Here is a 23,964-nt window from a genome sequence, read left to right as displayed (position 1 = left end):
ACAAGAAGGGTTGCGAAGCCCATAATAGACTTCGCAGATATAATTATTATGTTGTGGAGCCGTTTGCGCTGAGTTAGTTACAAGATCGAAGTCGTTTAAACTTCAGGGTATGTCTTGTAACGAACACCCATCATCTGTTCCATACAGTGAACAACTTGGCAGCTGTAGCCAAACTCGTTGTCGTACCAAATGTAAAGAACAGCGCGGTTGTCTTGCGCGATAGTTGCAACACCGTCAACCACACCTGGGTGGCGAGAACCAACCAAATCGGTAGATACAATCTCGGTTGAGTCGGTGTAATCAATCTGTGCAGATAAAGTTGAAGATAGCGCCATTTCACGCAGGTATTCGTTCAACTCTTCTTTGTTTGTGCCTTTCTCAAGGTTTAGGTTTGCTACTGCCATTGAAACGTTTGGCGTAGGTACGCGAATCGCATTACCTGTTAGCTTACCTTCCATTTCTGGCATCGCTTTTGATACCGCTTTAGCAGCGCCAGTCGATGTCAGTACCATATTCAATGAAGCAGCACGACCACGACGATCACCTGAGTGGAAGTTATCGATTAGGTTTTGGTCATTGGTAAATGAGTGAACCGTTTCGATGTGACCTGATAGGACACCAAACTTGTCGTGAACCGCTTTTAATACTGGCGTAATCGCGTTGGTTGTACAGCTTGCAGCAGAGATGATCGTGTCTTCTGGTTGAATGTCATTTTGGTTTACACCAAATACAACGTTCTTGATTTCACCTTTGCCTGGCGCAGTCAGTAGAACCTTCTTCGCACCATTACACGCAACGTGTTGGCTTAGGCCTTCAGCGTCACGCCACACACCTGTGTTATCAACCACAAGTGCATTCTCGATACCGTAAGATGTGTAATCCACTTCTGCTGGCTTGTTTGCGTAGATAACTTGGATGAAGTTACCGTTAACGATGATCGCTTTACGTTCTTGGTCTACAACGATGCTGCCGTTGAATTGGCCATGAACAGAGTCACGACGTAGCAAGCTTGCACGTTTTTCTAAGTCACCATCTTTGCCGCCACGAACAACAATTGCACGTAAACGCAGTGGGTAACCTGGGCCACTTTTCTCGATCAATAGACGAGTGAGCAAGCGGCCAATACGACCAAAACCGTACAAGACAACATCGCGAGGTTCTGTCATCGCATCGCCTTCAAGCGATTCTAAAAGTGCAGTTTGTAGGAAATCATCCAACCCGTGTGTGTCTTCGCGATCTTGCCAGAATGTATGAGCAAGGCGGCCAACATCGATACGACATGGAGATAAATCCATAGAGAGAAGGTGTTGAATGATTGGTTGAGTCTGTTCTGCGGTAAGCGGAGAACCTGTGTAACGTTTTGCGATGCGGTGAGCTTTGATGATGTCGATAGTTGTTGCGTTAACCAATGTTTTACCGAAGAGGATAACTTCAACGCCTTTTTGGCGGTACAACTGACCTAAAGTAGGAGCGATTGATTCAGCAATAGTTTGACTAGTTTGCCAGTCTAGGAGGTGCTTTTCGGGACTCATCTTTACTCGGGACCTTTCACGTTAATTTCTGCAATCATAGCGAATGTAGGGTAGCCATGAGTGCATGGGGGAATTGAGCTATCTAAGCTTTTGTGGTCTTTAACGCCACTTAAAATGCGCTTGATATGCCTTGTGTGCAACTTGTAATTTTTATGTGGCAGGATTGTAAGGTACGACGGGTTATTCTGCTAGGAAAAATAAATGCAGATAAATTGTCTGTAAATTGGCTTTAACTTAGTCATAAATTAAGGTTTTAGCACTCATAAAGGCTATTGACTTTAACAATCTGTAGCACTTAATTTTCGCCAAAAAATACTCAAATCAAAATATGATATGTAATAAAGGTCATAGTGATCATTAAAGATGTGATCATTAACTCAAGTTACACGTAAATGGTAAACAACAGATAAGCAAACCGACCGTTTTTCCTGTTCGACCTTGGCATAAGCTTAGGTAGAGAGCGAAAAGTGCATGGCGCAAACGATTAGATCTCACAATTTTCATCTAATTGTCGACTTTGTTAATGTCTAGAGTTGTTACTCTCTGCCTTGTGGGACCGATAGGCTTTCTTTTTCACTTGTTATGCGAATGATAATAACTAGATAAATCTAGCTTCACTTAACTTGTTTGTACCTCTCTTGAGTAGACCTCATGGGTTTACACCTCACTGACTCAAATAAATACCTCCCACTCTTTAAGCACCGAAAGTGATGCCAGTTGATATAAATGTCTATTCTGGGCTCAGAGTATCGTCAGTTCATATCCAATTTGATCAATAACCTCTGTTAATGTCCTATCCTTAACGTGGGCTAGGTAAAATTACTGTCGGGAAGGGAGTCGTTATAAAAATGATAAACATGTCAATTAGATGGCGTCTTATTTTTCTTTCCACGGTTTCTGTATTCATTATGTTTGGGTTTACAGTCAATGAAGTGCTAAAGAACGATAAGAAGATGAACTACCTTGAAACAACGCGTATTAAGGTCGAAGCGCTTCAATCTTTCAATACTATTTCAAGTAATGCCTATCGATGGTTGGTTCTGTCTAATGACTCTCCTGAGAAAGGTCAGCTGCTATTAAAGTTGCAATCAGAACTGGATAGACTCACTCAGTATGAGATAAGACTTCAACAGTTCGATACTAACTGGAGTGTAGAACCACAGTTGGTCGAACTTAAAAAAGTTTTGATGAGCCTTGCTCAAGTGACAGAAAGCACCGACAACACACAGCTCACAGAACGCGCCTTCGATTTGCTAAAAGCCGCGTTGATGGAGCTGTCGGAATATCAAATGATCTTGGTAGATCAAGATATCGGCCAAGCAGAGGCGATGTTTGTCCATCTGACTAATTACGTGTTCTGGACTCAGAGAGAGGCGTGGTTAAGCTACAGTTTGTATCGCTCTCCAGAATTGAAAAACCAATATCTACTGAGTTATGTTGGTGCTTTGGAAAGACAACAACAGTTATTAGACACGTTTTTTCGTTCGGGCACTCGCTCTTCAAATATTAGACAACTGTTAAACACTGTCGCCAAAGATAAACTTCAAGACAACTTCACATCACGAATCCTCAAAGGGGACTTCTCGTCACCCGAAATCTATGACCATTTGAAAGGTTTAGAGCTGAAAAAAAGGGCTATTTCACAAGCGATTGGTGCTTACACTAAGCAATTGCAATCAGATCTGACAAAGAACATCGCATTGCAAAAACGGCAGACCTTGGTCATGACGCTGCTGATTTTGGTTGCTTCAGGTGTTTTGCTTTGGCTCGGTATCGCTACTTCTCTGCGTTTGAATCGTAACTTATCGCTGATTCTAAAAGGGGTGTCGGAGTGCGCAGATAGCTATGGCAAGCCTAAGATGATTCACACTCAAGGGAACGACGAGCTTTCTGAATTCACTGAAACGCTAAACCGTGTGATGGAGCGTAATTATCATCACAACCAAGAGTTGATTGAAGCAAAAGAAGATGCGGTTTCAGCAAACAAAGCCAAAAGTGCCTTTCTAGCAAACATGTCTCATGAAATACGCACGCCGCTCAATGGAATTATTGGTATGGCGGAGATTTTATCTCAGAGCCAACTGAGCGCTAATCAACAAGAAGTGCTTGGGGATATCGAATCGTCTTCCCATTCCTTGCTGGTTCTACTCAATGACATTCTCGATCTTTCAAAAATTGAGTCGGGTAACTTGATGTTGTCGCCGCATAACGCCGACTTGAGAGAGGCCGTCTATGACTCTGTGAGTGTGATTTTGTCGAAAGCGATGAGTAAAGATATTGAACTCGACATTAATATTGACCCACAAACGCCACCACAACTCTTCTTTGATGAGTATCGTGTTAGGCAGGTGCTCACCAACTTACTATCGAATGCGATTAAGTTTACGTCTAAAGGATCAATCACCACAGATATTGCCTATACGCCCATGTCGCTAGGTCGAGGAAAGCTTGATTGCACCGTGACTGACACCGGTATCGGTATCGAGCCAGAGAAACTAGAGTCGATTTTCGAACCTTTCACGCAAGAAGATGGAAGTATTACTCGACAGTTTGGAGGCACAGGATTAGGGCTAGCGATTTGTCGACAGCTTGTTGATTTGATGGGAGGGTATATTACCGCGCGCTCAGTGAAAGGAGGAGGCTCTACATTCACCTTTTGTTTGTACGTAGACACGGTCGAGGCTCACGCTCAAACGTTCGATAACCTAAGCCGTGCGACAATTATTTCTAATTCTTTCAATTACCTCGATCAATTGGTCAAAGAGTGCGAGCGCTTAAATGTTCGACCTAATGTTGTGTCATCCATTTCGGATCTTGGTGAGAGCCTGAAAGAAAGTGACTTGGTACTTTATTGTCACACGCTGCATCACTCTACGAGGAAAGATCTTGAGGCGTTAAAGGCGTTGTATCCGCTGACTCGCGTTATTGTGTGCCAGCATCACCTATTTAAAACCAATCTAATCACAGAAACGGTTCACTCGACCCATACATTACCATTTTTGGGTAGACGCTTCTTAAACAGCCTACGATCGCTTGATGCCGGTGAAGTACAATCACCGACGGTGGAAGTAAAAGATGAAGAAGTTCGTTCTCTGAATCGACGTATTCTGATTGTTGAAGACAACCTGATGAATCAAAAGATAGCGAGCTTCTTTCTTGAGAAAGCTGGCTATGAATATCTGATTGCCAGCAATGGTCAAGAAGCGGTTGATGTGATTACTCAAGGCGCTCAGTTTGATGCGATTCTAATGGACTGTATGATGCCTGTCATGGATGGCATTACCGCGACTAGAGCGATCCGAGATTGGGAAACAGAACAGGGCGTTACGCTATTACCGATCATTGCCCTTACAGCCAGCGTGTTGGACGAGGACATTAAAGATTGCTTTGAAGCCGGTATGAATGCTTACTTACCTAAACCTTATAAATCCCACCAACTTTATGACCTTTTTAGCAGCTTAGATATCGTTTAAGCCAACGAACACCTCTTTGATGAAGACGTTGAGCATACTTCAATGATCCGAGGTGCGTGGAATGAAAATGGTGCTGTTATTAATGGTTGTTCTATTCCTATCTTACTTCTAGCCCTAGATTATATTGAGCAAGGCAGCGACCGACATAACTAATCTTTAGCAAGGCAGCCACCAATATCGTACTGATGTGCGCAACGACTTGAATTGGCAGTGAGAAATGGTCTGCCATAGGATAAGCCACTATGATGCTAAGAAGCATAAGCAGAGCCGTTATTGCTAAACTGAAGTTTGAAACAGAAAGTAGAGTTTGAAAGCGTTGAGTCATCGTCTTCATGTGAATTCCTAATTGCTATTAATAATGATGATACTTATCAATAGCAATTAGTGTTCCATTTTTATTTGTTGATTTAAATCAATTGATTATGGTTTTATATTTATGTTAGTGTCAAATTGACATTGCTATTATTGTTGTCTTTATGACTCTAATGTGTGTATTTACCATTGTCTGAATCCACAAGTATCAATATGGAATCGAACTCCAGAATATAAACCCAGTCCAACGTTATTCTTTTGCCCAAATTCAGCATGAATTTTTTTAAGCTTCACGTGGAGATCTTCGCGAGTAATATCATTCGCGGGCACTAAGTCTAAGGCACAAAATTCCAAGTGTTTACTTCGTAGCGCACCACCCGCTTGTTGGTTATAGATATCGGTTCGCTCCCCCGACACAGGGATAACAACCCCGATTTCTGGTTCAATATATTGTTGGATGTATTTGAGGGTGTTAATCATGTTGGGAACGTGCTTTTTATTGGGAAGGGTAAACAGCGTGGTGTTGCTCATCGCCCAATCGGTTCCTTGCAACAGAACTAAGTGCAGAGGCATGCTTTGTGTGATGCCGTTGTCTTTGAATTGTTGTCTGACTGCTTTGACTTGGTCCTGTGCATGATTAAGAAGCATCCAGCCTCGGAATGCTGATCTCGTGGGAACTTTGTAACCATGAACATCGACCACCAGATCGTCATAAGTGATTTCTTGTTCTTCGGTATAAAGCTTCTCAAATTCTTCAGGGTAGGGTTGTGCCGTTGATAGCGCTAAGGTAATCAGAATACTCGCGTACATAAGGTCACTCCATTGCTTAGGTTCACTCAGCTACTTATATTCACTCAGTTATTTACGTTCGCTTAAGTATAGACGGTAGTATTTGGGTATAAAAAAACCCACTACAAAGAGTGGGTTATTAGGGCGTATTGATTTTTCGAGCTAGTTTTTGCAGCGAGTTGCTGGGTATTTATACAAGGCAGAGGCGTCGATGTGTAGCTAGCCTACATGAGAAGCCGATAACGTAGTAGAAATGACCAGCAAACGCTGCCCGAAGGGTTCGGCTAAAAGCGCTTTACTCTTTGTTGAGGGAGATTTGCTTAGAATGACTAGGCTACTTCCCCCTCGCCGCGATTAAAACGCTTTTATCTCGAACAAAACTTAACCTCGAAAGGTCAATACGCCCTAACATTGTTGCAAGTAAATTCGCTAGGGTTAGATTACTTCTTACCTTGGATTTGCTTGTCTTCTTCTGTTAGTTCACGAATACGGCGGCTGATGTCGCGACGAGCTTTTGAGATCTCAGCGCTTTTGATGATGTGATCATCAACGCGGTCTTCGTAGTCAGCTTTCATGTTTTTGATAATGCCTAGGATCTCGTCATGAGTCATTTCTGGCTTGACGTAGTCAAGTAGGTTATCAAGAAGGTCGACACGCTTACGGTTGTCACGAACTTTCTTTTCGTTGTCTAAAAGTTCACGCTTAAGTTTGTTCTTACGTCGTGCTTGGTTAACAATTTCAAATACGCTGCTCATAGATTCCTTTTCCTAATCGTCAAATACGTTGTCTGGTTCTGATTAAAGCACATCAGTTGGTGTTGTAACAGTCTTTAGATCAAAGCAAAAGTAAGGTTGTATAATTATTCGACACTCTCGCTCAAGTGCGATTGTTTTTATCTAAGAGTTCAAGTTAGTATCCAGTATAGATACTTCATTGATACGAAATGTGAAATGAATCAACAACAATTAGAAACAGACGATCTGGTAGAGGGTGTTACCGAATCTTCAGCAGAACAAAGCAAGCTTCGAGAGGCGTATGTCAAAGAGCGTACTTATCTGGAAGTCGTGGAAATAGAGCTGAACCGTTCTAAAATCATAATGATTGATGAACAAGGCCGAAAGAAAAGAGTACCTATTTTGTCTGAGCACTAGTCATCATTGGCTGCATTCTTCAGTGTTGAGACGGAGTAATCAAAATAATAAAAAGGAAAAATGATGAACACAGTACTTTCCCCAATTGAAGCGAGAATTATCGGTTGTTTGATCGAGAAAGAAGTTACCACTCCTGATCATTACCCGTTAACGTTGAACAGCTTAACCACGGCATGTAACCAAAAGAGTAACCGTGAGCCTGTGCTCTCTCTTTCTGAGTCTGAAGTATTAGATGCTGTTGATGGATTGATAGCGCGTCGTCTTGTCAGTGATGAAAGCAGCTTCAATAGTCGAGTGAATAAGTATCAGCACCGTTTCTGTAATACTGAATTTGGTGATTTGCAATTTACTGAGCAAGAGCGTGCGATAATCTGCTGTATGCTTCTTCGTGGCGCACAAACGCCTGGTGAATTGCGCACAAGAACAGGTCGTCTTGCAAATTTCAGCGATGTTAAGGAAGTGGAAGCTACGCTAGACAAATTAGCCGTAAGAGAAGCGGGTGCTTTAGTGGTGAAGCTGCCACGTGAAGCGGGTAAACGTGAATCGCGTTACCAACATTTATTGAGTGGTGAAGTGGATGTTGAGTCATTTGCAACTGCGTCTGTAGGTGCTTCTCAACCAACTGCGAATAGCGGAAGACTTGAAGAGTTGGAAACCGAAGTCGCGAGCCTAAAGGCAGAAGTTGCTGAGCTTAAAGAAATGGTTGAATCACTACTTTAGATGTCTACCTTAGATAAAAATGCGGGTTGGGTGGTGTACTTGATCCGCAATCGTCACAACGCTCTTTATTGCGGTGTAACGAATAATTTAGAACGCCGATTTGAACAACATCAAACCGGTAAAGGTGCAAAAGCCCTTAAAGGCAAAGGCCCACTTGAGCTAGTTTGGAGTTTTGATGTTGGGTCAAAAAGTGAGGCATTGAAAACCGAATACGCGATCAAACAATTACCTAAGCTTCGCAAAGAAAAATTGGTATCACTCAAACTAATTATTGAGTGGCAAGAAGACCAAATTCAATATATCGAAGTCTCATAATTCATAGCTAAAATATTCGTTATTAATTGAATCTTAATAATGCAATTCTCTCTATGTAAATAACTTAAATTACTGAATATAAAGAGTAATTTAATCTTGCTTGATCGGCTCGATCTCATCATAGAGCTCACTCATTACAGTCTCATTTCCAAATTGACATATAGCACATTTAGAATGTCGTTCTAATTAGTGTTAGACGCTATCATTTATCATCGTTGTCCTACATAATATCTTGTAGCCATACAAAGATATGGTGTCATGCTAGGTTAAAAAGTGAGCCAAAGTAGCTCATATGAAACGAGAAAAATATGAAACGTTTACTGATGTTGTTGGGACTTGCCGTATTTTCTGCACCCGCTCTCTCCCATGGTACCCATGTCCTCAATGGTTATTGGGAATACCAAGATTACCTTTCTAAATTTCCAGAGCAAAAAGCACTGACCGATAAAATGATAGAGGCTGTGCAAAACCACCCCGTTCCCTTAAGAAAAATTCAATACGAACCCATCACAATCTCAGTGGTGTATCCAGGACAACAGATCTCAGACTATTGGGTTCGCAATATCGAAGCTTTCGAAAAAAGGCTCGATAAGCTGAGAATTAACTATCGGATAAATCAGGTATTTACGCGAGTTAACGCGGATATCACCCAGCAAAGTATTTCGCTACAAGAAGCCATTGAAAACAAAACGGACTACTTAATTTTCACTCTTGACACCACTCGTCACCGTAAATTTATTGAACACGTTTTGACGTCAACGGATACTAAGCTGATTCTCCAAAATATTACTACCCCAGTTCGATCATGGGCTGACAGACAGCCATTCATGTATGTGGGTTTCGACCATGCGACAGGCAGCTTGAAGCTGGCCGAGTACTTTAAAAGTAACAGTAAATCAGACAGCCAATATTCGGTTTTGTATCGTTCAGAAGGCTATATCAGTGATGCTCGTGGAGACACTTTTATCCATGACGTGAACACCGATACTAACTTTGCACTCAAGTCCTCTTTTTACACTAAATCGGATAAAGAAAGCGGTTATCAAGCGGCGAAAATCAGCATAGCGAAAGATAAAGACCTAGACTTTATTTATGCATGTGCAACTGATGTGGCATTGGGGGCCGCAGATGCCATTCGAGAATCAGGTAGAGATATTCTTCTTAATGGTTGGGGAGGCGGTTCTGCCGAGCTTGAAGCCATCGAAAGAGGTGATTTAGACGTGACTGTGATGCGGATGAATGACGACACCGGTATTGCCATGGCAGAAGCTATTAAATGGGATCTGACGGGTTTAGCAGTACCGACCGTGTATTCTGGCGATTTTGAATTAGTCACCAAAGAAGATTCTCCCGAACGAATTTCTGAACTCAAGCAGCGAGCATTTAGGTACTCAGGTCAATAATGAAAAAAAGCTACGCCAGTACACCTAGGAACACCTTAGCCAAACTGATTACCCGTATCATTATTTTAGTGATAGGGGTTATGGCACTTGGCGTGCTTATTCATAATTATGAAACCAGCAGTAGCATTGTAAAGCAAGAGACGAATCGGACGGTTCAGCAGACATCTAGCTTGATACAGAACATGTTTGATTACCGCTTGTCGGTATTACAAATTCACCAAGACAGCAGCTCGCACAGTGCGGTATTAAGAGAATACTTTAATAGCAATGATGATGAAGAAGCACTGAGTTACTTTTTCTTTGGTGTTGACCAGCGAGAACCAGATCATGCACCGGACTTGCGTTTCGTTTCTACTCATGACGGTGTCGTTTGGGATGATGGCAATGGTCGATTTTACGGTTTGGCTCACTCCAACTTGGAAAACATTTCTGGTGAAGTCGCATTCAGCAGTAACTGGCATTTTTTAAAGCTGGTGACGGAGATTGGAGATCGCCATTTATTGGCTCGACGTACGCCGATTGTTGACAATGAAACTGGAGAGGTGCTTGGCCAGTTGTACATCGCCATTGTCTTGGATAATAACTTCTCTCTTGCTGAATCTATTCAACAGGGCAGTAACTGCGAAAACATTGTTATAGAGGCTCACGGTACGCCAGTGACTTCTACATTCAGTGGGGATGAAAGTTATACGATAACGGATATCCTCAACTACAAACAACATGATCAACTCCCCAGTCATTTTGTGACTATCGCGACGATTAAGATCAATGCGGTCGATACACCACTCATTATCCGCGCGGTTCAAAAGAACACCAACTTTATTGCGTTAGAAGAAAACTATGAACGCGCGATCATTGTTGTGATTGTCGTGATCATACTCATGTCCTTCTTTGCTAAAGCTTGGATACAGAGAAAGGTCGCGGCTGAACTCGATAAGTTAATGGACTTTACTCGCTCTGCGAGTGGCGATAATGAAGACTACAACAAGTTTGATGGTTCTAATATCTTCGAATTTCATCATATTGGATGCACGTTAGAAGATACTTTTGAACGATTGTCTGAACAAAATCAAAAATTCCAAGACCTGTTTAACTTTGCTCATTCACCGATATTGGTTTGGTCTGACAAAGGCGACTTGATCCAGATGAACCCGGCTGCACGTATGGCGCTGTATGATGAAGATGATAGCTATGGTGTGATAGCTCAGGAGTTTGAACAACGAATGCTGCCTAACATTCAAATGGTGGTTCAAGGATCAAAGCTCACGGGTATCAATGTGCCGATCGGAGAGAAGGTATTTCGATGGAATATGTCTGCAATCCGAGTAGAACACGGAATTACAGGGGTGGTGGTACAAGGTCAAGATATTACGAAGCTCATTGAAGCTGAACGACAGGCCGATCGCGCTCGTGAAGAAGCTGAGCATCTTGCTAACGTTCGTGCCGACTTCTTAGCAAAGATGAGCCATGAGATTCGGACTCCGCTAAACGGCATTCTCGGCGTTTCTCAGCTGCTTAAACGTTCGATTCAGAGCGAAGATAACCGAGAGCAGGTTGATGTACTTTGCAACAGTGCCGAACATCTACTCGCGGTACTTAACGATATTTTGGACTTCTCTAAAATTGAGCAGGGACAGTTTAACATTCAGAAGAAAGATTTTCGTTTAGTCGAGCTTATCAATACGCTCGACAGTATCTATCGTCCGCTGTGTAAAGATAAATCGGTCGACTTTAGCATCGTGAACAATCTAGTTAATGATATTGAACTCTATACCGACCAAGTTCGATTGAACCAGATAATGTTTAACCTACTGAGTAATGCCCTTAAGTTTACTCATCAAGGCAGCATCTCAGTAAGTTTCGAATTGGAGAGTATCTTTAATTCAGACAATGCTGGTTTGATCATTCGAGTTCAAGATACCGGAATCGGCATTGATGAGAGCAAGATAGACGCCGTGTTTGAACCTTTCGTGCAAGAAGAAGAAACCACAACTCGCGAGTATGGCGGAACCGGTTTAGGACTTACCATCGTGAAGAACCTAGTCGATATGCTGGAAGGTGATATCCAAGTGCGCAGCGCTAAAGGAGAAGGATCTGAGTTTGTTATCGAGATCCCTGTAGAGCTATCTTCACAACCATTATTAGGATCGCCTCTGCAACCTCAGATTGACCCTCAAGCGCTGTTTAGTCATTCCCTTAAAGTATTGCTGGTGGAAGACAACCACACGAATGCGTTTATCGCGCAAGCTTTCTGTAAGAAGTATGGGATGGTTGTGGTTTGGGCTAAAGATGGCTTAGAAGCGATAGAATTGGCGAAAGCCGAGGCGTTTGATCTTATTCTGATGGATAACCAGCTTCCGAATTTAGGCGGCGTAGAAACGACTCTGCAATTAAGAAGTGAAATTGGAATATCAACACCGATCTATGCCTGTACAGCCGATGCACAACAGTCGACGCGAGACAACTTTATGGCGGCTGGAGCCAACTATGTGATAGTTAAGCCGATCAAAGAGGAATCGTTGCACCAAGCTTTTGTGCATTTCAAAAACGTATACTCAGGCGACATGGAGCAACCGAGCTAACAGAGCGTTCTTGTCTTTATAGAGAACCAGCTGTAAAGGCTTGCTCCAACAGCAACGTTTTCAATTCGTCGTTCATCTCTATATGTTCAGGGAACTGTACCCCCAACAACCAACCTTGGCCTTGTCTTTTTTTACTCACAACCTTGTAGACAAGTTCGCTATCTAAATACTCAGTCAGCATCGAGTTGACCTTAATCTTCCAGCCGATATCGATATCCGATTGCTGGGTAATATAGATGCCGCAACCTGATGCAGAAAAGTCCACCAAGGTTGCATCCAATGACAAGGTGTCAAAAGTGACTTCACACTCGAGACGTACTTTGTACCTTTCGTGCTAGCGAATAGGTTTTGTCGCAAAGCTAGAGGGTGGGCGAAGAAATATGAGATGTGCAGGCGAGGTGATATGAGACAGTACATTGGTCTTAAACGCAACAATGTGACCAAGTTCTGTATCGGTAATCGCTCGAATAATGATGTCGACATTACTAAGCTTTCTTAGCGTCAGTGCTTCTGTTGCTTTTTGTGAAAGCTCCAGAATCAAGTACTGATCTTGTTTGTGTCCGATATACAGTGTGCTTATCTGAATTGAGTCATCTGGGCCAAATTCCAACACACCTGCTGTTCTTGTACCGGGTTTTAGGTATCTGAACAGTTCTAAGTTTTTATCTTTATGCATATTCTTCAATGAACAATGTTAATCACCTGTTCAAATAATATAACGTCCTGATAAATGTATGTCATTAGTTTCATTTAAGTAATTGTAAAAGTTGGGTCAAAAAGTGAATGGCTTTCCAATATTAAAACTCAGCTTACTCTTATCTCAAAACACGATACACTGCTGTCGTTAATTATGTACTGATGGAGAAATATTAAATGGAACTGGAAACTTTACTAAACACGCTGATTCAAGCCCCAGAAAGCATTCAATTTGAAGATACAATGCAGGTGATTGAGGCGAACTATGACTTTTCTGAGAGTGAATTTCGTAATGGTGATGTAGTGAATGCCGCGGGACAGAACAATGGTTCGTGTAAGATTTTTGCTTTTGGTTTGGCTCAAGAGCTTTCTCCCGAGCAAACACTGGCTTGTTTTGGGCAGTTTTATCGCAATGATGTATTAGGCTTTCCCGAGAATACCGACCATCAAAATATTCGTAACTTTATGGTTCATGGTTGGAGTGGTGTACAGTTTTCTCAGCCGGCGCTGATTGCAAAAGCGAAGTAAACACTGACCAGGCTAACATACGTATTCTGAAGCACTAGCACTCGGAATCATTACTATTTGAAGCGAGAAAGTGACATCTCGCTTCTTTTGATGTTTTAGATGTTAGACAGATTTACTCATTACTGAATAGGTAATGCAGACAAGCACTTGCGACACATGCAAACCTCGCCTGTAGGGATACTGCTTGTATCGCGTTTTTCTAGCTCAAAGCACCAACAGGTTTCTTTACCCGCGCTGATATCACACTGAGCTGGTGCATTACATTGTGGACACTGGTGAGTTGAACTCGCACCGCTAAGGCTATCCATTACTGAATCTCTTTCGCTTTCAGATAAGCCTTTCCAACCTATAATTTCATCCATTGTTCTGTGGCAGCCGCTGCATATGCCACCATTATTTTTACAAGCCGCTAAGCAAGGTGTTTTCATCTATCTGACCCGTCATTCATTTGTGCTGAAATGTAGCACATTTGTTTCTTCTTGAAGAGCCGTTAGGCTAAGAAATTACTCAGTTAAATTTAGAAATGACCTCGTAATTTTTAGGCTTTTCATGTAGCATCTCGCCCCTTTTGTTGAGTGGGGGATATTATGTTTATTGGATTTGATTATGGAACAGCTAACTGTTCCGTTGCAGCTATGGTTAATGGAGAACCTAGCTTGTTACCGCTAGAAGGTAAGAGTCATTATATTCCCTCAACCGTGTTTGCACCGACTAGAGAAAGCGTTTCTGAGCATCTATTTCGCCACTTAAACATCAAGCCCAGTGATGCTATCGGTGAACAGGTGTTGCGTCGCGCGATTGCATTGAACCGTGAAGAGAGTATCGACTTGGTGCCGGAAGACATGGCATTTGGTCAGGCAGCGTTGAACCTCTATTTAGAAGACCCTCGTGACGTTTATTACGTTAAGTCTCCGAAGTCTTTCCTTGGTGCTAGCGGCTTACATGATGTTCAGGTGAGCTTTTTCGAAGATTTAGTGTGTGCCATGATGGCGAATATTAAAAATCAGGCTGAGCTGACGACTCAAGATCAGATCAAACAAGCCGTTATCGGCCGGCCAATCAACTTCCACGGTCGTGGGGGGGAAGAAGCAAACAAACAAGCTGAACATATCTTGTCTCGCGCAGCTAAGCGTGCGGGCTTTCAAGATATCGCGTTTCAGTTTGAACCCGTTGCTGCGGGACTTGACTATGAAAGTACACTGACTCAAGACCAAACCGTCTTAGTTGTCGATATTGGTGGTGGTACGACGGATTGTTCATTACTTGAAATGGGACCGACTTGGTCGGGTAAATCAGATCGAACTCAGAGTCTGTTGGCACACAGTGGCCAGCGAGTCGGTGGTAACGACCTCGATATCTATCTTGCTTTCAAACAATTGATGTCACCTTTTGGTATCGGCAGTAAAGGGACTTCAGGTATCGATATGCCGTTGACCCAGTTTTGGAATCCGATCGCAATCAATAACGTTGAAGCTCAGAAAAACTTCTATTCTCGAGAAAACCTTGCGGCTTTGAAGCTACTTCGTAAAGAAGCGGCAGAGCCACAAAAGTTGGATCGCTTGATGAAGGTTTATCACGACACGTTAGGCTATAGCATTGTGCGCAGAGCGGAAGAAGCTAAGATTGCGTTGGCGGAGTGTGCTCAGTATCGAGCTGCGATTAATGTCGCTTCTGAGTTAGTAGAAGTCGACATCTCAGTTGAGCAGATGGTGGATGCTATCGAAACTCCGAAATCAAAAATGATTGAGTTGGTGAAAGAAGCAATCCAACAAGGCCAGAAAAAGCCTGATGTCATCTATATGACAGGTGGTTCAGCTCGTTCGCCAATACTGCGCGAAGCCGTACAACAAGCGGTGCCGAATGTTCCAATCGTAAGTGGAAACTATTTTGGTTCGGTAACGGCAGGTTTGGCGCGTTGGGCAGAGGTTTTTTTTAAATAAATCCGTTCAATAAAACAACAAGTTAAGTGATTCATTAGGGTAATTGGTCTTTGGCTAATTACCCTTTTTTGTATCCAGCATTTGTCTGGGTACTTAAAGGTCTACTTTACATTCGAAGTAGGGGGGTTATTTCACGCCTTTAAAGATTTCCAGTGGATTCTGAATGTTACAGGATGTTTCATTTCCCACTGCGGCTTATTTGATGGTCTGATGAGTCTATTTTTAATTTGACTTTTAATGCTCTTATTATGATTTTAAAAACAAAAAATCATTATGTTAGATATAAATAAAACACAAGAGTTTACTGTCCTCTTTGTTTTAAGTGATTGTTTTATATTGTAATTTTGTTTTTTTATAGTATTGTTTTTTTATTTTATATATTTTAATGCAACTTTTTCGACATTCATCGATTAGTGTTTTCCTACTTGTTAAATGCAGGTAACAACTTCTCCGTAAGCACGAGGTTGTTAGTGAATAACTCACCCAGTTACATAATGGATATGACAATGAATAAGAAACTTTTAGCGCTAGCAATTTCTGGTGCAGTATTTGGTACACAGGCAGTTGCAGTAGAACTTTACAACGAAGACGGCACAACATTCTCTGTTGGCGGTCACGTTTCAGTTGCAGTTGGTGATGTAAACAGTGGCGACCGTCTTAATGAAGATGATATCGGTGTAGAGTCAGTTTCTCCACGTATCAACTTCGGTGCAACTCATGAACTAGGCAACGGCTTTACCGCTGATGCTAAAGGTGAATGGGCGCTAAACATGCTTGACGGTGGTGATGAGTCATTTACAACACGTCTTGGTTACGTTGGTCTAACTCACGACGACTACGGTCGTGCTGCAGTAGGTACTCAATGGGCACCTTACTACAATGTTGCTGGCGTAGCAGATATGCCAATCGCATTCGCGAACGACTTCATCTACGAAGATCACGGTAATCTAGGTACTGGTCGTGGCGAAGAAATGGTGAGTTACGGCAACGCTATCGACTTCGGCAACGCTGGTTCTCTAAGCGCAGCTGTTGCATGGCAAGGTCGTAAGGCTGATAAAGACAATGGCAACGATTATGGAAATCGTGGGCAGATCGCTTTGAACTATGCAATTGCTGATTTCACTGCAAACTACGCGTACAACACAGGTGACGTAGATTACGCTCTTGCAGGTTCACAAACTGCTGATTCTCACGTATTAAGTGCAACTTACGGTTCATACGGTGCTGAAGGTCTTTACCTTGCTGGTGTATACGCAATGAACAACTACATGAACTCTGCGACTGTAGGTAGCTTCACTGGTATATTAAAAGAGTCTGTAGCCGTTGAACTATTAGCGTCTTACGCTCTATCTAACAGCCTTAACCTAAGTGTTAACTACGAAGCAGTAGAAGACGACAAGAACAGCGAAACTGTATACAGCACAACAGCTCTACAAGCTGAATATAACTTCACGTCTCAGTTCGTAGGTTTTGCTGGTTACCAATTCGATCTTCAAGGTTCAGGCCTTTACAAGAAAGATGCTGACGACCAATGGTTAATGGGTGCTCGTTACTACCTATAAGTCGCAGACTGATTTAGCATAGTGTTTACTCCTTAAACTTACCTTTTAGGATACTGTCCTAGGCACCATGCTAAGCCCTCTCTGATCTTTCGATTGGAGAGGGCATTTTTCGTTCTGTTCTACGTAAAATACAATCAATACAATCCTGTGATTAGAACTTTCAATTTATTGAGTTGTTCGAAACTAGTGGTTTTTCCCTTCAAGTGTTAGATGCTCATTGGCATCGATAACCGTCTAAAATTAGCCAAATCAACAAATTGAGCTCAAGATCAGAAATTTGAACTTCGCTACCATCTTGTCAAAGATTCTGTCTTTGTGATGCGTTAAACTCTGAACTCCTTAAAATAGTTCAGGGACAAACTATGAGCAGCGTTGTAGATCAGGAACAATTGATGAATTCGAAACGAACCGCAACACCAACCAAGGTGCTGTGTGTAGGGCGTAACTATGTCGATCATATTGAAGAACTCAACAATGCTATCCCTGATGCTATGGTTGTTTTCAACAAACCGAGTACGAGCGTCACCTCCTCTCTAAGCTCCTTCCACCAAGAAGCTCTGCATTACGAAGCCGAAATCTGTTTCATTGTTGAAAACGGTGAATACTCCGCAGTAGGGTTAGGTTTAGACCTGACTAAGCGTGAACTGCAAAGTGCTTTGAAAGCCAAAGGTTTACCTTGGGAGAGAGCCAAAGCCTTCGACGGTTCGGCTGTTCTAAGTCGTTTTGTTCCCACCACTAACTTGGATCTCTCGGATTTAAATCTAGAGCTATTTATCAACTGTGTCCGTGTGCAAAAAGGGCATGTTGAAAATATGCTTTACGCTCCTCAAACTATCCTCGAAGAGTTATCTTCTTACACTACGCTGCTAGACGGTGATGTAGTGATGACGGGCACTCCTAAGGGCGTTGGTGAAGTTCATCGAGGTGATATATTCCTTGGTCGCCTAAAGTGCGGTGAAGTTACATTGATTGAAATTGAGTGGGTAGCGAGCTAATTAGCCTAATTTCCAAAGTTAATAAATTGGCTTTATTGTTGATTGGTGGTGTTTAATTCGAAATAAATCACTCATGACAACTGATTACATCTGGAAGGGTGTCGGTAATTGATATAAAATCCGCCTCCGTTTTTATCAATACTGAAACCCATGATCGATTTAGCAATATTACCTGTCTACCTTACTGCCGTTGTTGCACTTCTTCTTTTACCTGGCCCAGATATGCTGCTTATTGCCAGCTCTAGCATGAGTTATGGCCGAAAAGTCGGTGTGTTTGCAAGTCTAGGCAATGCAACCTCAGGGATTATTCTGACGGTATTGGCAGCTATGGGCGTGTCAGCGTTGATCGCCATGAGTCCTATTGCCTTAAAAGCCTTGAACTTGTTGGGTGGTGCTTATCTGTTAAAGATGGGTTGGGATTGCCTGCGAACTGAGCAGGGGAATGCGCCTGAACTCAGTGATAACTCCGCTGCGAAAACCTACTACCAAAGAGCATTGATTAGTAACTTACTTAACCCTAAGGCTCTGATTTTCTTTGTGATGTTCTTACCTCAGTTTGTGTCTACCAATATTGAAGCCACTTCAGGTGAGCAGATGTTGATGCTGGGCTTGCTATTGAATGTTCTTGGTTTGACATTCAATTTCTTGTTGGTTGCTTTAGTGGGTACGGTTGGTAAATCTCTTGTGGAAAACGCAAAGTTTCGTACGTATCAACAAAAGGTGATGGGCGCTGTATTCATCGTTTTAGCTATTTGGATGCTGTCTTCTTTTATCGGCTAGTTGCATTGTAAATAAAACGAAAAATGGACGCTAATGAGCGTCCATTTTTGTTTTGATGGTTGGTATGTTTCACCGGCGACTTTATCTCATCAGATATAAGCTTCACACTGAACTGAACTGAACTGTACGCTTAAGCACTGAGTTCTTGCTGGTGTTGTTCAATCAAGTTATTTGTATACTCTTCTCCACGTTGACGAGCTTCATCGTACGTTTCTGAACCCTCAAACTTTGTCACCGTCTCATAATAGACTTTTACTTTTGGTTCTGTACCAGAAGGTCGAACGATAATTCGAGAACCATCCTGCAAGTGATAAATCAATACGTCACTTGTTGGTAAGTTAATGGTTTCAGTATCGCCACCAACGATGTATCGCAGAGAAGATTGCAGATCTTCAATTACCGAGATAGTTACGCCACCAATGGTTTTAGGTTGTGCCGATCTAAGTTTTGAACCTATCGACGGTGAATCCGGATCAAGAGCGATACTGCGTTGAGCATTGGTATGGACACCATGTTCCAACGAAATTTGAGCCAGAAGATCCCAAACGGTTCGACCTTGAGACTTTAATTCTTCAACCAGTTGAGCAAATACTACCAGCGCAGAAAGTCCGTCTTTGTCGCGAACTTGAGTACCAATCGTGTAGCCCAGCGCTTCTTCATAGGCAAACAAGAATTCATTATCCTTATCTTCCAGTTGCATCCCAATATTCGCTAACCATTTAAAGCCAGTCAGTGTTTGGAAGTAGGTAGCACCATGAGAGTTGGCGACTTTTTCGAGTAAGGTCGAAGAGACAATACTGTTGCCAACTAATTGGTTTTTGGTATGAGGCTTCGATAGCAAGTAATGAGCAAATAACACACCGACTTGATCACCGGTCAGCATCTTGTATGAAGCTTCATCGGTTCTAACTGTATCATCGGTTCTAACCGCAACGGCAAATCGGTCTGCATCAGGATCGTTGGCGCAAGCGATGTCGGCATCGACACTTTTCGCTAAATTGACGACGAGATCCATCGCCCCTTTTTCTTCTGGGTTGGGGAAGTTAACCGTCGGGAAGTGACCATCGGGCTCTCTTTGTTCCGCCACACTGAATACTTTATGAAATCCACCGTCGTGCAGAAGATCTTCTGCCATTTGTGCACCGACACCATGCATTGCCGTGTAGGTCACGGTGATATGCGCTGAATCGATGTCGTTACGTACATAAGGGCTTTGATTTATCGCAGCGCGATAGGTTTGATAGTAACCCTCGGTTAACCAAACTAAGTTCCCTTGCTTTTCAGCATCACTGAGGCTGATTAGTGGGATCGGTTTGGTTGACGCGACGTCAATCTCATCGGCGATGCCCGCATCGTGTGGTGGAATGATTTGAGCACCATTCTCCCAATAGACTTTAAACCCATTATATTCAGGTGGGTTGTGGCTGGCTGTTACAACGACAGCGGCTGCTGCGTTGAAGTGTTCAATACCAAAGGCAACAATGGGTGTCGCTGCGACGTTCGCGGTCAAATAAACCTTAATTCCTAAAGCCGTCAGTACCGAAGCGGTATCGATGGCGAATTGTTTAGAATCTAGACGTCCATCATACCCAACAACCACACCACGAATCGCCGCATTAGCGACATGTTCAATTAAATAATGGCCAAGCCCTGTCGCCGTTTCTTGTATTACCAAACGGTTCATTCTATTTGGGCCGCATCCTACTTTGCCACGCAGGCCTGCAGTACCGAATTCTAATCGTTGTGTAAAACGATCTTCGATCTCGGCGTGCATTTTCTTATCGATGAGATGTTGAAGCTCTTCACGAGTTCTTGGATCTGGGTCTCTCGCTAACCAGTTCATAGCATCTTGCATAATCACTAAACCTTTTAATGTCGGGATGACTTACTGTTGATTTAACTTAAATGATATTGATTATTATTTCTATTAAGGCAATCGTAAAACTCAATTTAAAATAAATTCCAACAGCAAGGGAAGAGGAAGGGCTTATAGGTCAAGCGACTTCAAATAATTGACTGTTTAGTAAGTAAACTTACCTTGAACAATTGGATATTACTAACTAGCCTTTTACATAAATATAACAAAAACTAACAATTTCGTCGTATTTGAATCTTTGGTTAAAACCTTGAACGTTTTTGAACCGTATAAGTTCGTATAGTTTTTTGATGCGAACTGACGAATTAAGGTTAAACGCTACGTGATGTGTAGCTTGGGATTCAGCCTTTGATGTGTAGTCGGATTAACAATGAGTGTCGTTAGGCAAACAACGATACATAGGTCGCAAGTATCCAATTAGGATGGATGAGGAGAGATCTTTTGAAGAGATTACTGGTCAGGCTAGCGTTGCTGTTGAATAGTTTTGTTGTAGCTTTTGTTTCCCCTCTAGTCAGCGCAAGTAGCGAATACAATATGACGCGTGGGGTGACAGATATTAGCGGTCAGGTGTATGAACTTCATATGTTGATCTTCTACATCTGTTGCGCGATAGCGTTCATTGTATTTGGCGTCATGTTCTATTCCATTCTTAGGCATCGAAAGTCGAAGGGCGCGGTTGCTGCCCATTTCCACGAAAGCACGAAAGTAGAAATTCTTTGGACCGTCATCCCCATCATTATTCTTATCGCTATGGCCATTCCGGCAACGAAAACCTTGATAGCGATGGAAGACACCTCTCAATCAGACCTAACAATCAAAATTACTGGCTCACAATGGAAATGGCATTACAGCTATTTTGGAGAAGATGTCGAGTTCTTTAGCTTACTTGCAACCAGCGATAAAGAGATTGAAGGGATAGAGACCAAAGGCGCTCATTATCTGCTTGAAGTGGATAAGCCATTGGTATTGCCGATTAACCGCAAAGTTCGCTTTTTGATGACGTCAGACGATGTCATTCACTCGTGGTGGGTGCCAGCGTTTGCGGTTAAGAAAGATACGGTTCCCGGCTTTATTAATGAGGCGTGGACCAAAATAGATGAACCGGGTGTATACAGAGGCCAGTGTGCGGAGTTATGTGGTCGTGCGCACGGGTTTATGCCGATAGTGGTACATGCAATGGAAGAGCAAGAATTCGATTCATGGTTAGCTGAGCAGAAAGAGTTGCAATTAACCGCACAGCAAGCGGCGAAAGATGCATTAGACGCGTCACTTTCTTTGGACGAGTTGAATGTATTAGGTGAAGACGTTTATAAAACTCGATGCGCGGTTTGTCATCAAGTGAACGGTGAAGGTATCCCTGGGGCATTTCCTGCCATCAAAGGAAGTCCTATTGCGCTTGGTGATGTTGATGTCCATATCGATACCATCGTCTATGGTCGTGGAGGCACGGCGATGCAAGCATTCGATAACCAGTTAACAGAGAAAGAAATTGCGGCGGTTGTGACGTACCAAAGAAACGCTTGGGGTAATGATACTGGTGATGTTGTTCAGGCTTCAGATATTAACGCTTATAAGGTTAAACAATCAGGCGGATCAGAAAGCTCAACGGATGATGCACAAAGTGATGCTAAGGAGCAGTTATGAGTTCACCAATCGATAAACCTGTAAAATCGGCTCCCGCTGACGAGCAAACGTTGAGCCATGTAAGCGAAGGCGTTTTAGGTGACACTGATACCAACATTGATGATCATGACTCTCACGCGGCACCAAAAGGTTGGGCTCGCTGGTTGTACTCAACCAACCATAAAGACATAGGCACCCTTTACCTTTGGTTTAGTTTTGCGATGTTTTTAACGGGCGGTGCGATGGCGATGGTGATTCGAGCTGAGCTATTCCAACCGGGGTTGCAGCTCGTTGAACCAGACTTCTTTAACCAAATGACCACGGTACACGGTTTGATCATGGTATTTGGTGCCGTGATGCCTGCATTTACGGGTTTGGCTAACTGGATGATCCCGATGATGATTGGCGCGCCGGATATGGCGTTGCCCCGTATGAATAACCTTAGTTTTTGGATCCTGCCTTTTGCATTTTTGATCTTGATTGGCTCTTTGTTCACGGAAGGAGGTGGGCCGAACTTTGGTTGGACATTCTACGCGCCGCTTTCTACAACTTACGGCCCAGATAGCACCGCTCTCTTTGTTTTCTCCGTTCATATTATGGGGATCAGTTCGATCATGGGGGCGATTAACGTAATTGTCACCATCGTGAATATGCGAGCGCCGGGAATGACTTGGTTCAAGCTTCCTATGTTCGTGTGGACTTGGTTGATTACGGCTTTCTTGCTTATCGCCGTCATGCCGGTGCTGGCGGGCGCGGTCACTATGGTATTAACCGATAAATACTTTGGAACAAGCTTCTTTGATGCTGCGGGTGGTGGAGATCCTGTGATGTTCCAGCACATCTTCTGGTTCTTTGGGCACCCTGAAGTGTACATTATGATTTTACCTTCGTTCGGTATCATCTCTGCGATCATTCCTGCATTCAGTGGCAAGCGTCTGTTTGGTTACCACTCGATGGTTTATGCCACTTGTAGTATCGCACTGTTGTCGTTCTTGGTTTGGGCGCACCACATGTTTACCACTGGGATGCCGGTATTTGCCGAACTGTTTTTCATGTATTGCACCATGCTGATTGCGGTGCCGACCGGTGTGAAAGTATTCAACTGGGTGGCGACGATGTGGCGGGGGGCTTTGACCTTTGAAACCCCAATGCTGTTTGCGATTGCCTTTATCGTTCTGTTTACGATTGGTGGGCTATCGGGACTTATGCTCGCTATCGTGCCCGCTGATTTCCAATATCACGATACTTACTTTGTGGTGGCTCACTTCCATTATGTTCTGGTGACGGGTGCTGTGTTCTCCATCATGGCTGCGGCTTATTATTGGCTGCCGAAATGGACTGGTCACATGTACGACCACAAACTCAGCTTGTGGCATTTCTGGACATCAGTCATATCGGTCAATGTACTTTTCTTCCCTATGCACTTTTTAGGTTTAGCGGGCATGCCTCGCCGAATCCCTGACTACGCGATTCAGTTTGCTGACGTTAACCAAGTCGTTTCGATTGGTGGCTTCGCCTTTGGTTTATCGCAATTGATTTTCCTATGGTTGGCGATCAAATGTGTCAGAGGCGGAGAGCCTGCACCAAGCAAACCATGGGACAGAGCGGAAGGCCTTGAGTGGACTGTACCAAGCCCAGCGCCTCATCACACCTTTACTCATCCACCTAAAATTGATTAAGGGGAAGG

19 protein-coding genes and 1 pseudogene are annotated in these 23,964 nt (G+C 43.0%); 13 read left to right on the top strand and 7 right to left on the bottom strand.

Annotated features, from left to right (window positions below):
- Positions 1-95 precede the first annotated feature (95 nt).
- Complete coding sequence (locus ED652_RS08205; protein ID WP_017105329.1) at positions 96-1,532, bottom strand: glyceraldehyde-3-phosphate dehydrogenase; 1,437 nt, start codon at positions 1,530-1,532, stop codon at positions 96-98.
- Positions 1,533-2,440: 908 nt separating this feature from the next.
- Between ED652_RS08205 and ED652_RS08200 the strand changes: the two genes are divergently transcribed.
- On the top strand, positions 2,441-5,005 hold the full coding sequence (locus ED652_RS08200) for an ATP-binding protein (protein WP_122054274.1): 2,565 nt from the start codon (positions 2,441-2,443) through the stop codon (positions 5,003-5,005).
- A 97-nt stretch (positions 5,006-5,102) separates the two neighbouring features.
- On the opposite strand, the gene ED652_RS08195 is transcribed toward ED652_RS08200, so the two are convergent.
- From ED652_RS08195 to ED652_RS08180, 3 genes are all read right to left on the bottom strand, one after another.
- The gene (locus tag ED652_RS08195) at positions 5,103-5,339 is read right to left on the bottom strand and encodes a hypothetical protein (RefSeq protein ID WP_017110768.1); all 237 of its coding nucleotides are present in this window, start codon (positions 5,337-5,339) and stop codon (positions 5,103-5,105) included.
- A 161-nt stretch (positions 5,340-5,500) separates the two neighbouring features.
- Complete coding sequence (locus tag ED652_RS08190; protein WP_122054273.1) at positions 5,501-6,127, bottom strand: hypothetical protein; 627 nt, start codon at positions 6,125-6,127, stop codon at positions 5,501-5,503.
- Between the two features lie 419 nt (positions 6,128-6,546).
- Positions 6,547-6,861, bottom strand: coding sequence for a DUF496 family protein (locus ED652_RS08180; RefSeq protein WP_017105326.1), 315 nt, complete (start codon positions 6,859-6,861; stop codon positions 6,547-6,549).
- Between the two features lie 195 nt (positions 6,862-7,056).
- On the opposite strand from ED652_RS08180, the gene ED652_RS08175 reads away from it, so the two are divergent.
- The 5 genes from ED652_RS08175 (at position 7,057) to luxQ (ending at position 12,277) form a co-directional block, all read left to right on the top strand.
- Positions 7,057-7,257 carry a hypothetical protein gene (locus tag ED652_RS08175; RefSeq protein WP_065105353.1) on the top strand — a complete coding sequence of 67 codons (201 nt, stop codon included), beginning with the start codon at positions 7,057-7,059 and terminating at the stop codon, positions 7,255-7,257.
- Positions 7,258-7,320: 63 nt separating this feature from the next.
- Positions 7,321-7,977 carry a YceH family protein gene (locus ED652_RS08170; protein WP_065112737.1) on the top strand — a complete coding sequence of 219 codons (657 nt, stop codon included), beginning with the start codon at positions 7,321-7,323 and terminating at the stop codon, positions 7,975-7,977.
- The gene (locus ED652_RS08165) at positions 7,978-8,292 is read left to right on the top strand and encodes a GIY-YIG nuclease family protein (RefSeq protein WP_122054271.1); all 315 of its coding nucleotides are present in this window, start codon (positions 7,978-7,980) and stop codon (positions 8,290-8,292) included.
- A 308-nt stretch (positions 8,293-8,600) separates the two neighbouring features.
- On the top strand, positions 8,601-9,695 hold the full coding sequence (locus tag ED652_RS08160; protein WP_122054269.1) for a substrate-binding domain-containing protein: 1,095 nt from the start codon (positions 8,601-8,603) through the stop codon (positions 9,693-9,695).
- Positions 9,695-12,277, top strand: a complete 2,583-nt coding sequence (gene luxQ / locus ED652_RS08155) for a quorum-sensing autoinducer 2 sensor kinase/phosphatase LuxQ (protein WP_122054267.1) — start codon at positions 9,695-9,697, stop codon at positions 12,275-12,277. Before ED652_RS08160 ends, luxQ begins: the two co-directional genes overlap by 1 nt.
- A gap of 16 nt (positions 12,278-12,293) precedes the next feature.
- Here the strand turns inward: luxQ and ED652_RS08150 are convergent.
- Positions 12,294-12,953, bottom strand: a pseudogene (locus ED652_RS08150) (PilZ domain-containing protein).
- A 197-nt stretch (positions 12,954-13,150) separates the two neighbouring features.
- Between ED652_RS08150 and ED652_RS08145 the strand changes: the two are divergent.
- Positions 13,151-13,501 carry a HopJ type III effector protein gene (locus tag ED652_RS08145; protein ID WP_122054265.1) on the top strand — a complete coding sequence of 117 codons (351 nt, stop codon included), beginning with the start codon at positions 13,151-13,153 and terminating at the stop codon, positions 13,499-13,501.
- Positions 13,502-13,620: 119 nt separating this feature from the next.
- On the opposite strand, the gene ED652_RS08140 is transcribed toward ED652_RS08145, so the two are convergent.
- Complete coding sequence (locus ED652_RS08140; RefSeq protein WP_122054263.1) at positions 13,621-13,929, bottom strand: cysteine-rich CWC family protein; 309 nt, start codon at positions 13,927-13,929, stop codon at positions 13,621-13,623.
- Between the two features lie 159 nt (positions 13,930-14,088).
- Here ED652_RS08140 and yegD point away from each other — a divergent pair, with 159 nt between their 5' ends.
- The 4 genes from yegD (at position 14,089) to ED652_RS08120 (ending at position 18,778) form a co-directional block, all read left to right on the top strand.
- Complete coding sequence (gene yegD, locus ED652_RS08135; RefSeq protein WP_122054262.1) at positions 14,089-15,441, top strand: molecular chaperone; 1,353 nt, start codon at positions 14,089-14,091, stop codon at positions 15,439-15,441.
- 506 nt (positions 15,442-15,947) lie between these two features.
- Positions 15,948-17,003, top strand: a complete 1,056-nt coding sequence (locus ED652_RS08130) for a porin (protein ID WP_122054260.1) — start codon at positions 15,948-15,950, stop codon at positions 17,001-17,003.
- Between the two features lie 362 nt (positions 17,004-17,365).
- Complete coding sequence (locus ED652_RS08125; RefSeq protein ID WP_122054258.1) at positions 17,366-17,998, top strand: fumarylacetoacetate hydrolase family protein; 633 nt, start codon at positions 17,366-17,368, stop codon at positions 17,996-17,998.
- 150 nt (positions 17,999-18,148) lie between these two features.
- On the top strand, positions 18,149-18,778 hold the full coding sequence (locus ED652_RS08120; RefSeq protein ID WP_017105314.1) for a LysE family translocator: 630 nt from the start codon (positions 18,149-18,151) through the stop codon (positions 18,776-18,778).
- 130 nt (positions 18,779-18,908) lie between these two features.
- Here ED652_RS08120 and ED652_RS08115 read toward each other — a convergent pair whose 3' ends face one another.
- On the bottom strand, positions 18,909-20,633 hold the full coding sequence (locus tag ED652_RS08115; protein WP_122054256.1) for a phospho-sugar mutase: 1,725 nt from the start codon (positions 20,631-20,633) through the stop codon (positions 18,909-18,911).
- A 462-nt stretch (positions 20,634-21,095) separates the two neighbouring features.
- On the opposite strand from ED652_RS08115, the gene coxB reads away from it, so the two are divergent.
- Both coxB and ctaD read left to right on the top strand, forming a co-directional pair.
- Positions 21,096-22,298 carry a cytochrome c oxidase subunit II gene (coxB, locus tag ED652_RS08110; protein ID WP_122054254.1) on the top strand — a complete coding sequence of 401 codons (1,203 nt, stop codon included), beginning with the start codon at positions 21,096-21,098 and terminating at the stop codon, positions 22,296-22,298.
- Entirely contained in the window at positions 22,295-23,956 is a 1,662-nt protein-coding gene (ctaD, locus tag ED652_RS08105; RefSeq protein ID WP_122054252.1) for a cytochrome c oxidase subunit I, read from the top strand. Before coxB ends, ctaD begins: the two co-directional genes overlap by 4 nt.
- The last annotated feature ends 8 nt before the right edge of the window (positions 23,957-23,964 follow it).

It is taken from the genome of Vibrio sp. Evd11 (genome assembly GCF_900382755.1).
Taxonomy (GTDB): Bacteria; Pseudomonadota; Gammaproteobacteria; order Enterobacterales; family Vibrionaceae; genus Vibrio; species Vibrio lentus.
The sequence above is the reverse complement of the archived record's forward strand: the minus strand, read 5'-3'. Positions and strand labels throughout refer to the sequence as shown.

Bases quoted from the DNA above. Each gene is read 5' to 3' on its own strand.
- ED652_RS08170 (WP_065112737.1), top strand. From the start codon at position 7,321: ATGAACACAGTACTTTCCCCAATTGAAGCGAGAATTATCGGTTGTTTG.
- ED652_RS08165 (WP_122054271.1), top strand. From the start codon at position 7,978: ATGTCTACCTTAGATAAAAATGCGGGTTGGGTGGTGTACTTGATCCGC.
- ED652_RS08190 (WP_122054273.1), bottom strand. From the start codon at position 6,127: ATGTACGCGAGTATTCTGATTACCTTAGCGCTATCAACGGCACAACCC.
- luxQ (WP_122054267.1), top strand. From the start codon at position 9,695: ATGAAAAAAAGCTACGCCAGTACACCTAGGAACACCTTAGCCAAACTG.
- ED652_RS08195 (WP_017110768.1), bottom strand. From the start codon at position 5,339: ATGAAGACGATGACTCAACGCTTTCAAACTCTACTTTCTGTTTCAAAC.
- ED652_RS08130 (WP_122054260.1), top strand. From the start codon at position 15,948: ATGAATAAGAAACTTTTAGCGCTAGCAATTTCTGGTGCAGTATTTGGT.
- ED652_RS08145 (WP_122054265.1), top strand. From the start codon at position 13,151: ATGGAACTGGAAACTTTACTAAACACGCTGATTCAAGCCCCAGAAAGC.
- ED652_RS08120 (WP_017105314.1), top strand. From the start codon at position 18,149: ATGATCGATTTAGCAATATTACCTGTCTACCTTACTGCCGTTGTTGCA.
- yegD (WP_122054262.1), top strand. From the start codon at position 14,089: ATGTTTATTGGATTTGATTATGGAACAGCTAACTGTTCCGTTGCAGCT.
- ED652_RS08125 (WP_122054258.1), top strand. From the start codon at position 17,366: ATGAGCAGCGTTGTAGATCAGGAACAATTGATGAATTCGAAACGAACC.
- ED652_RS08140 (WP_122054263.1), bottom strand. From the start codon at position 13,929: ATGAAAACACCTTGCTTAGCGGCTTGTAAAAATAATGGTGGCATATGC.
- ED652_RS08200 (WP_122054274.1), top strand. From the start codon at position 2,441: ATGTTTGGGTTTACAGTCAATGAAGTGCTAAAGAACGATAAGAAGATG.
- ED652_RS08180 (WP_017105326.1), bottom strand. From the start codon at position 6,861: ATGAGCAGCGTATTTGAAATTGTTAACCAAGCACGACGTAAGAACAAA.
- ctaD (WP_122054252.1), top strand. From the start codon at position 22,295: ATGAGTTCACCAATCGATAAACCTGTAAAATCGGCTCCCGCTGACGAG.
- ED652_RS08175 (WP_065105353.1), top strand. From the start codon at position 7,057: ATGAATCAACAACAATTAGAAACAGACGATCTGGTAGAGGGTGTTACC.
- ED652_RS08160 (WP_122054269.1), top strand. From the start codon at position 8,601: ATGAAACGTTTACTGATGTTGTTGGGACTTGCCGTATTTTCTGCACCC.
- ED652_RS08205 (WP_017105329.1), bottom strand. From the start codon at position 1,532: ATGAGTCCCGAAAAGCACCTCCTAGACTGGCAAACTAGTCAAACTATT.
- ED652_RS08115 (WP_122054256.1), bottom strand. From the start codon at position 20,633: ATGCAAGATGCTATGAACTGGTTAGCGAGAGACCCAGATCCAAGAACT.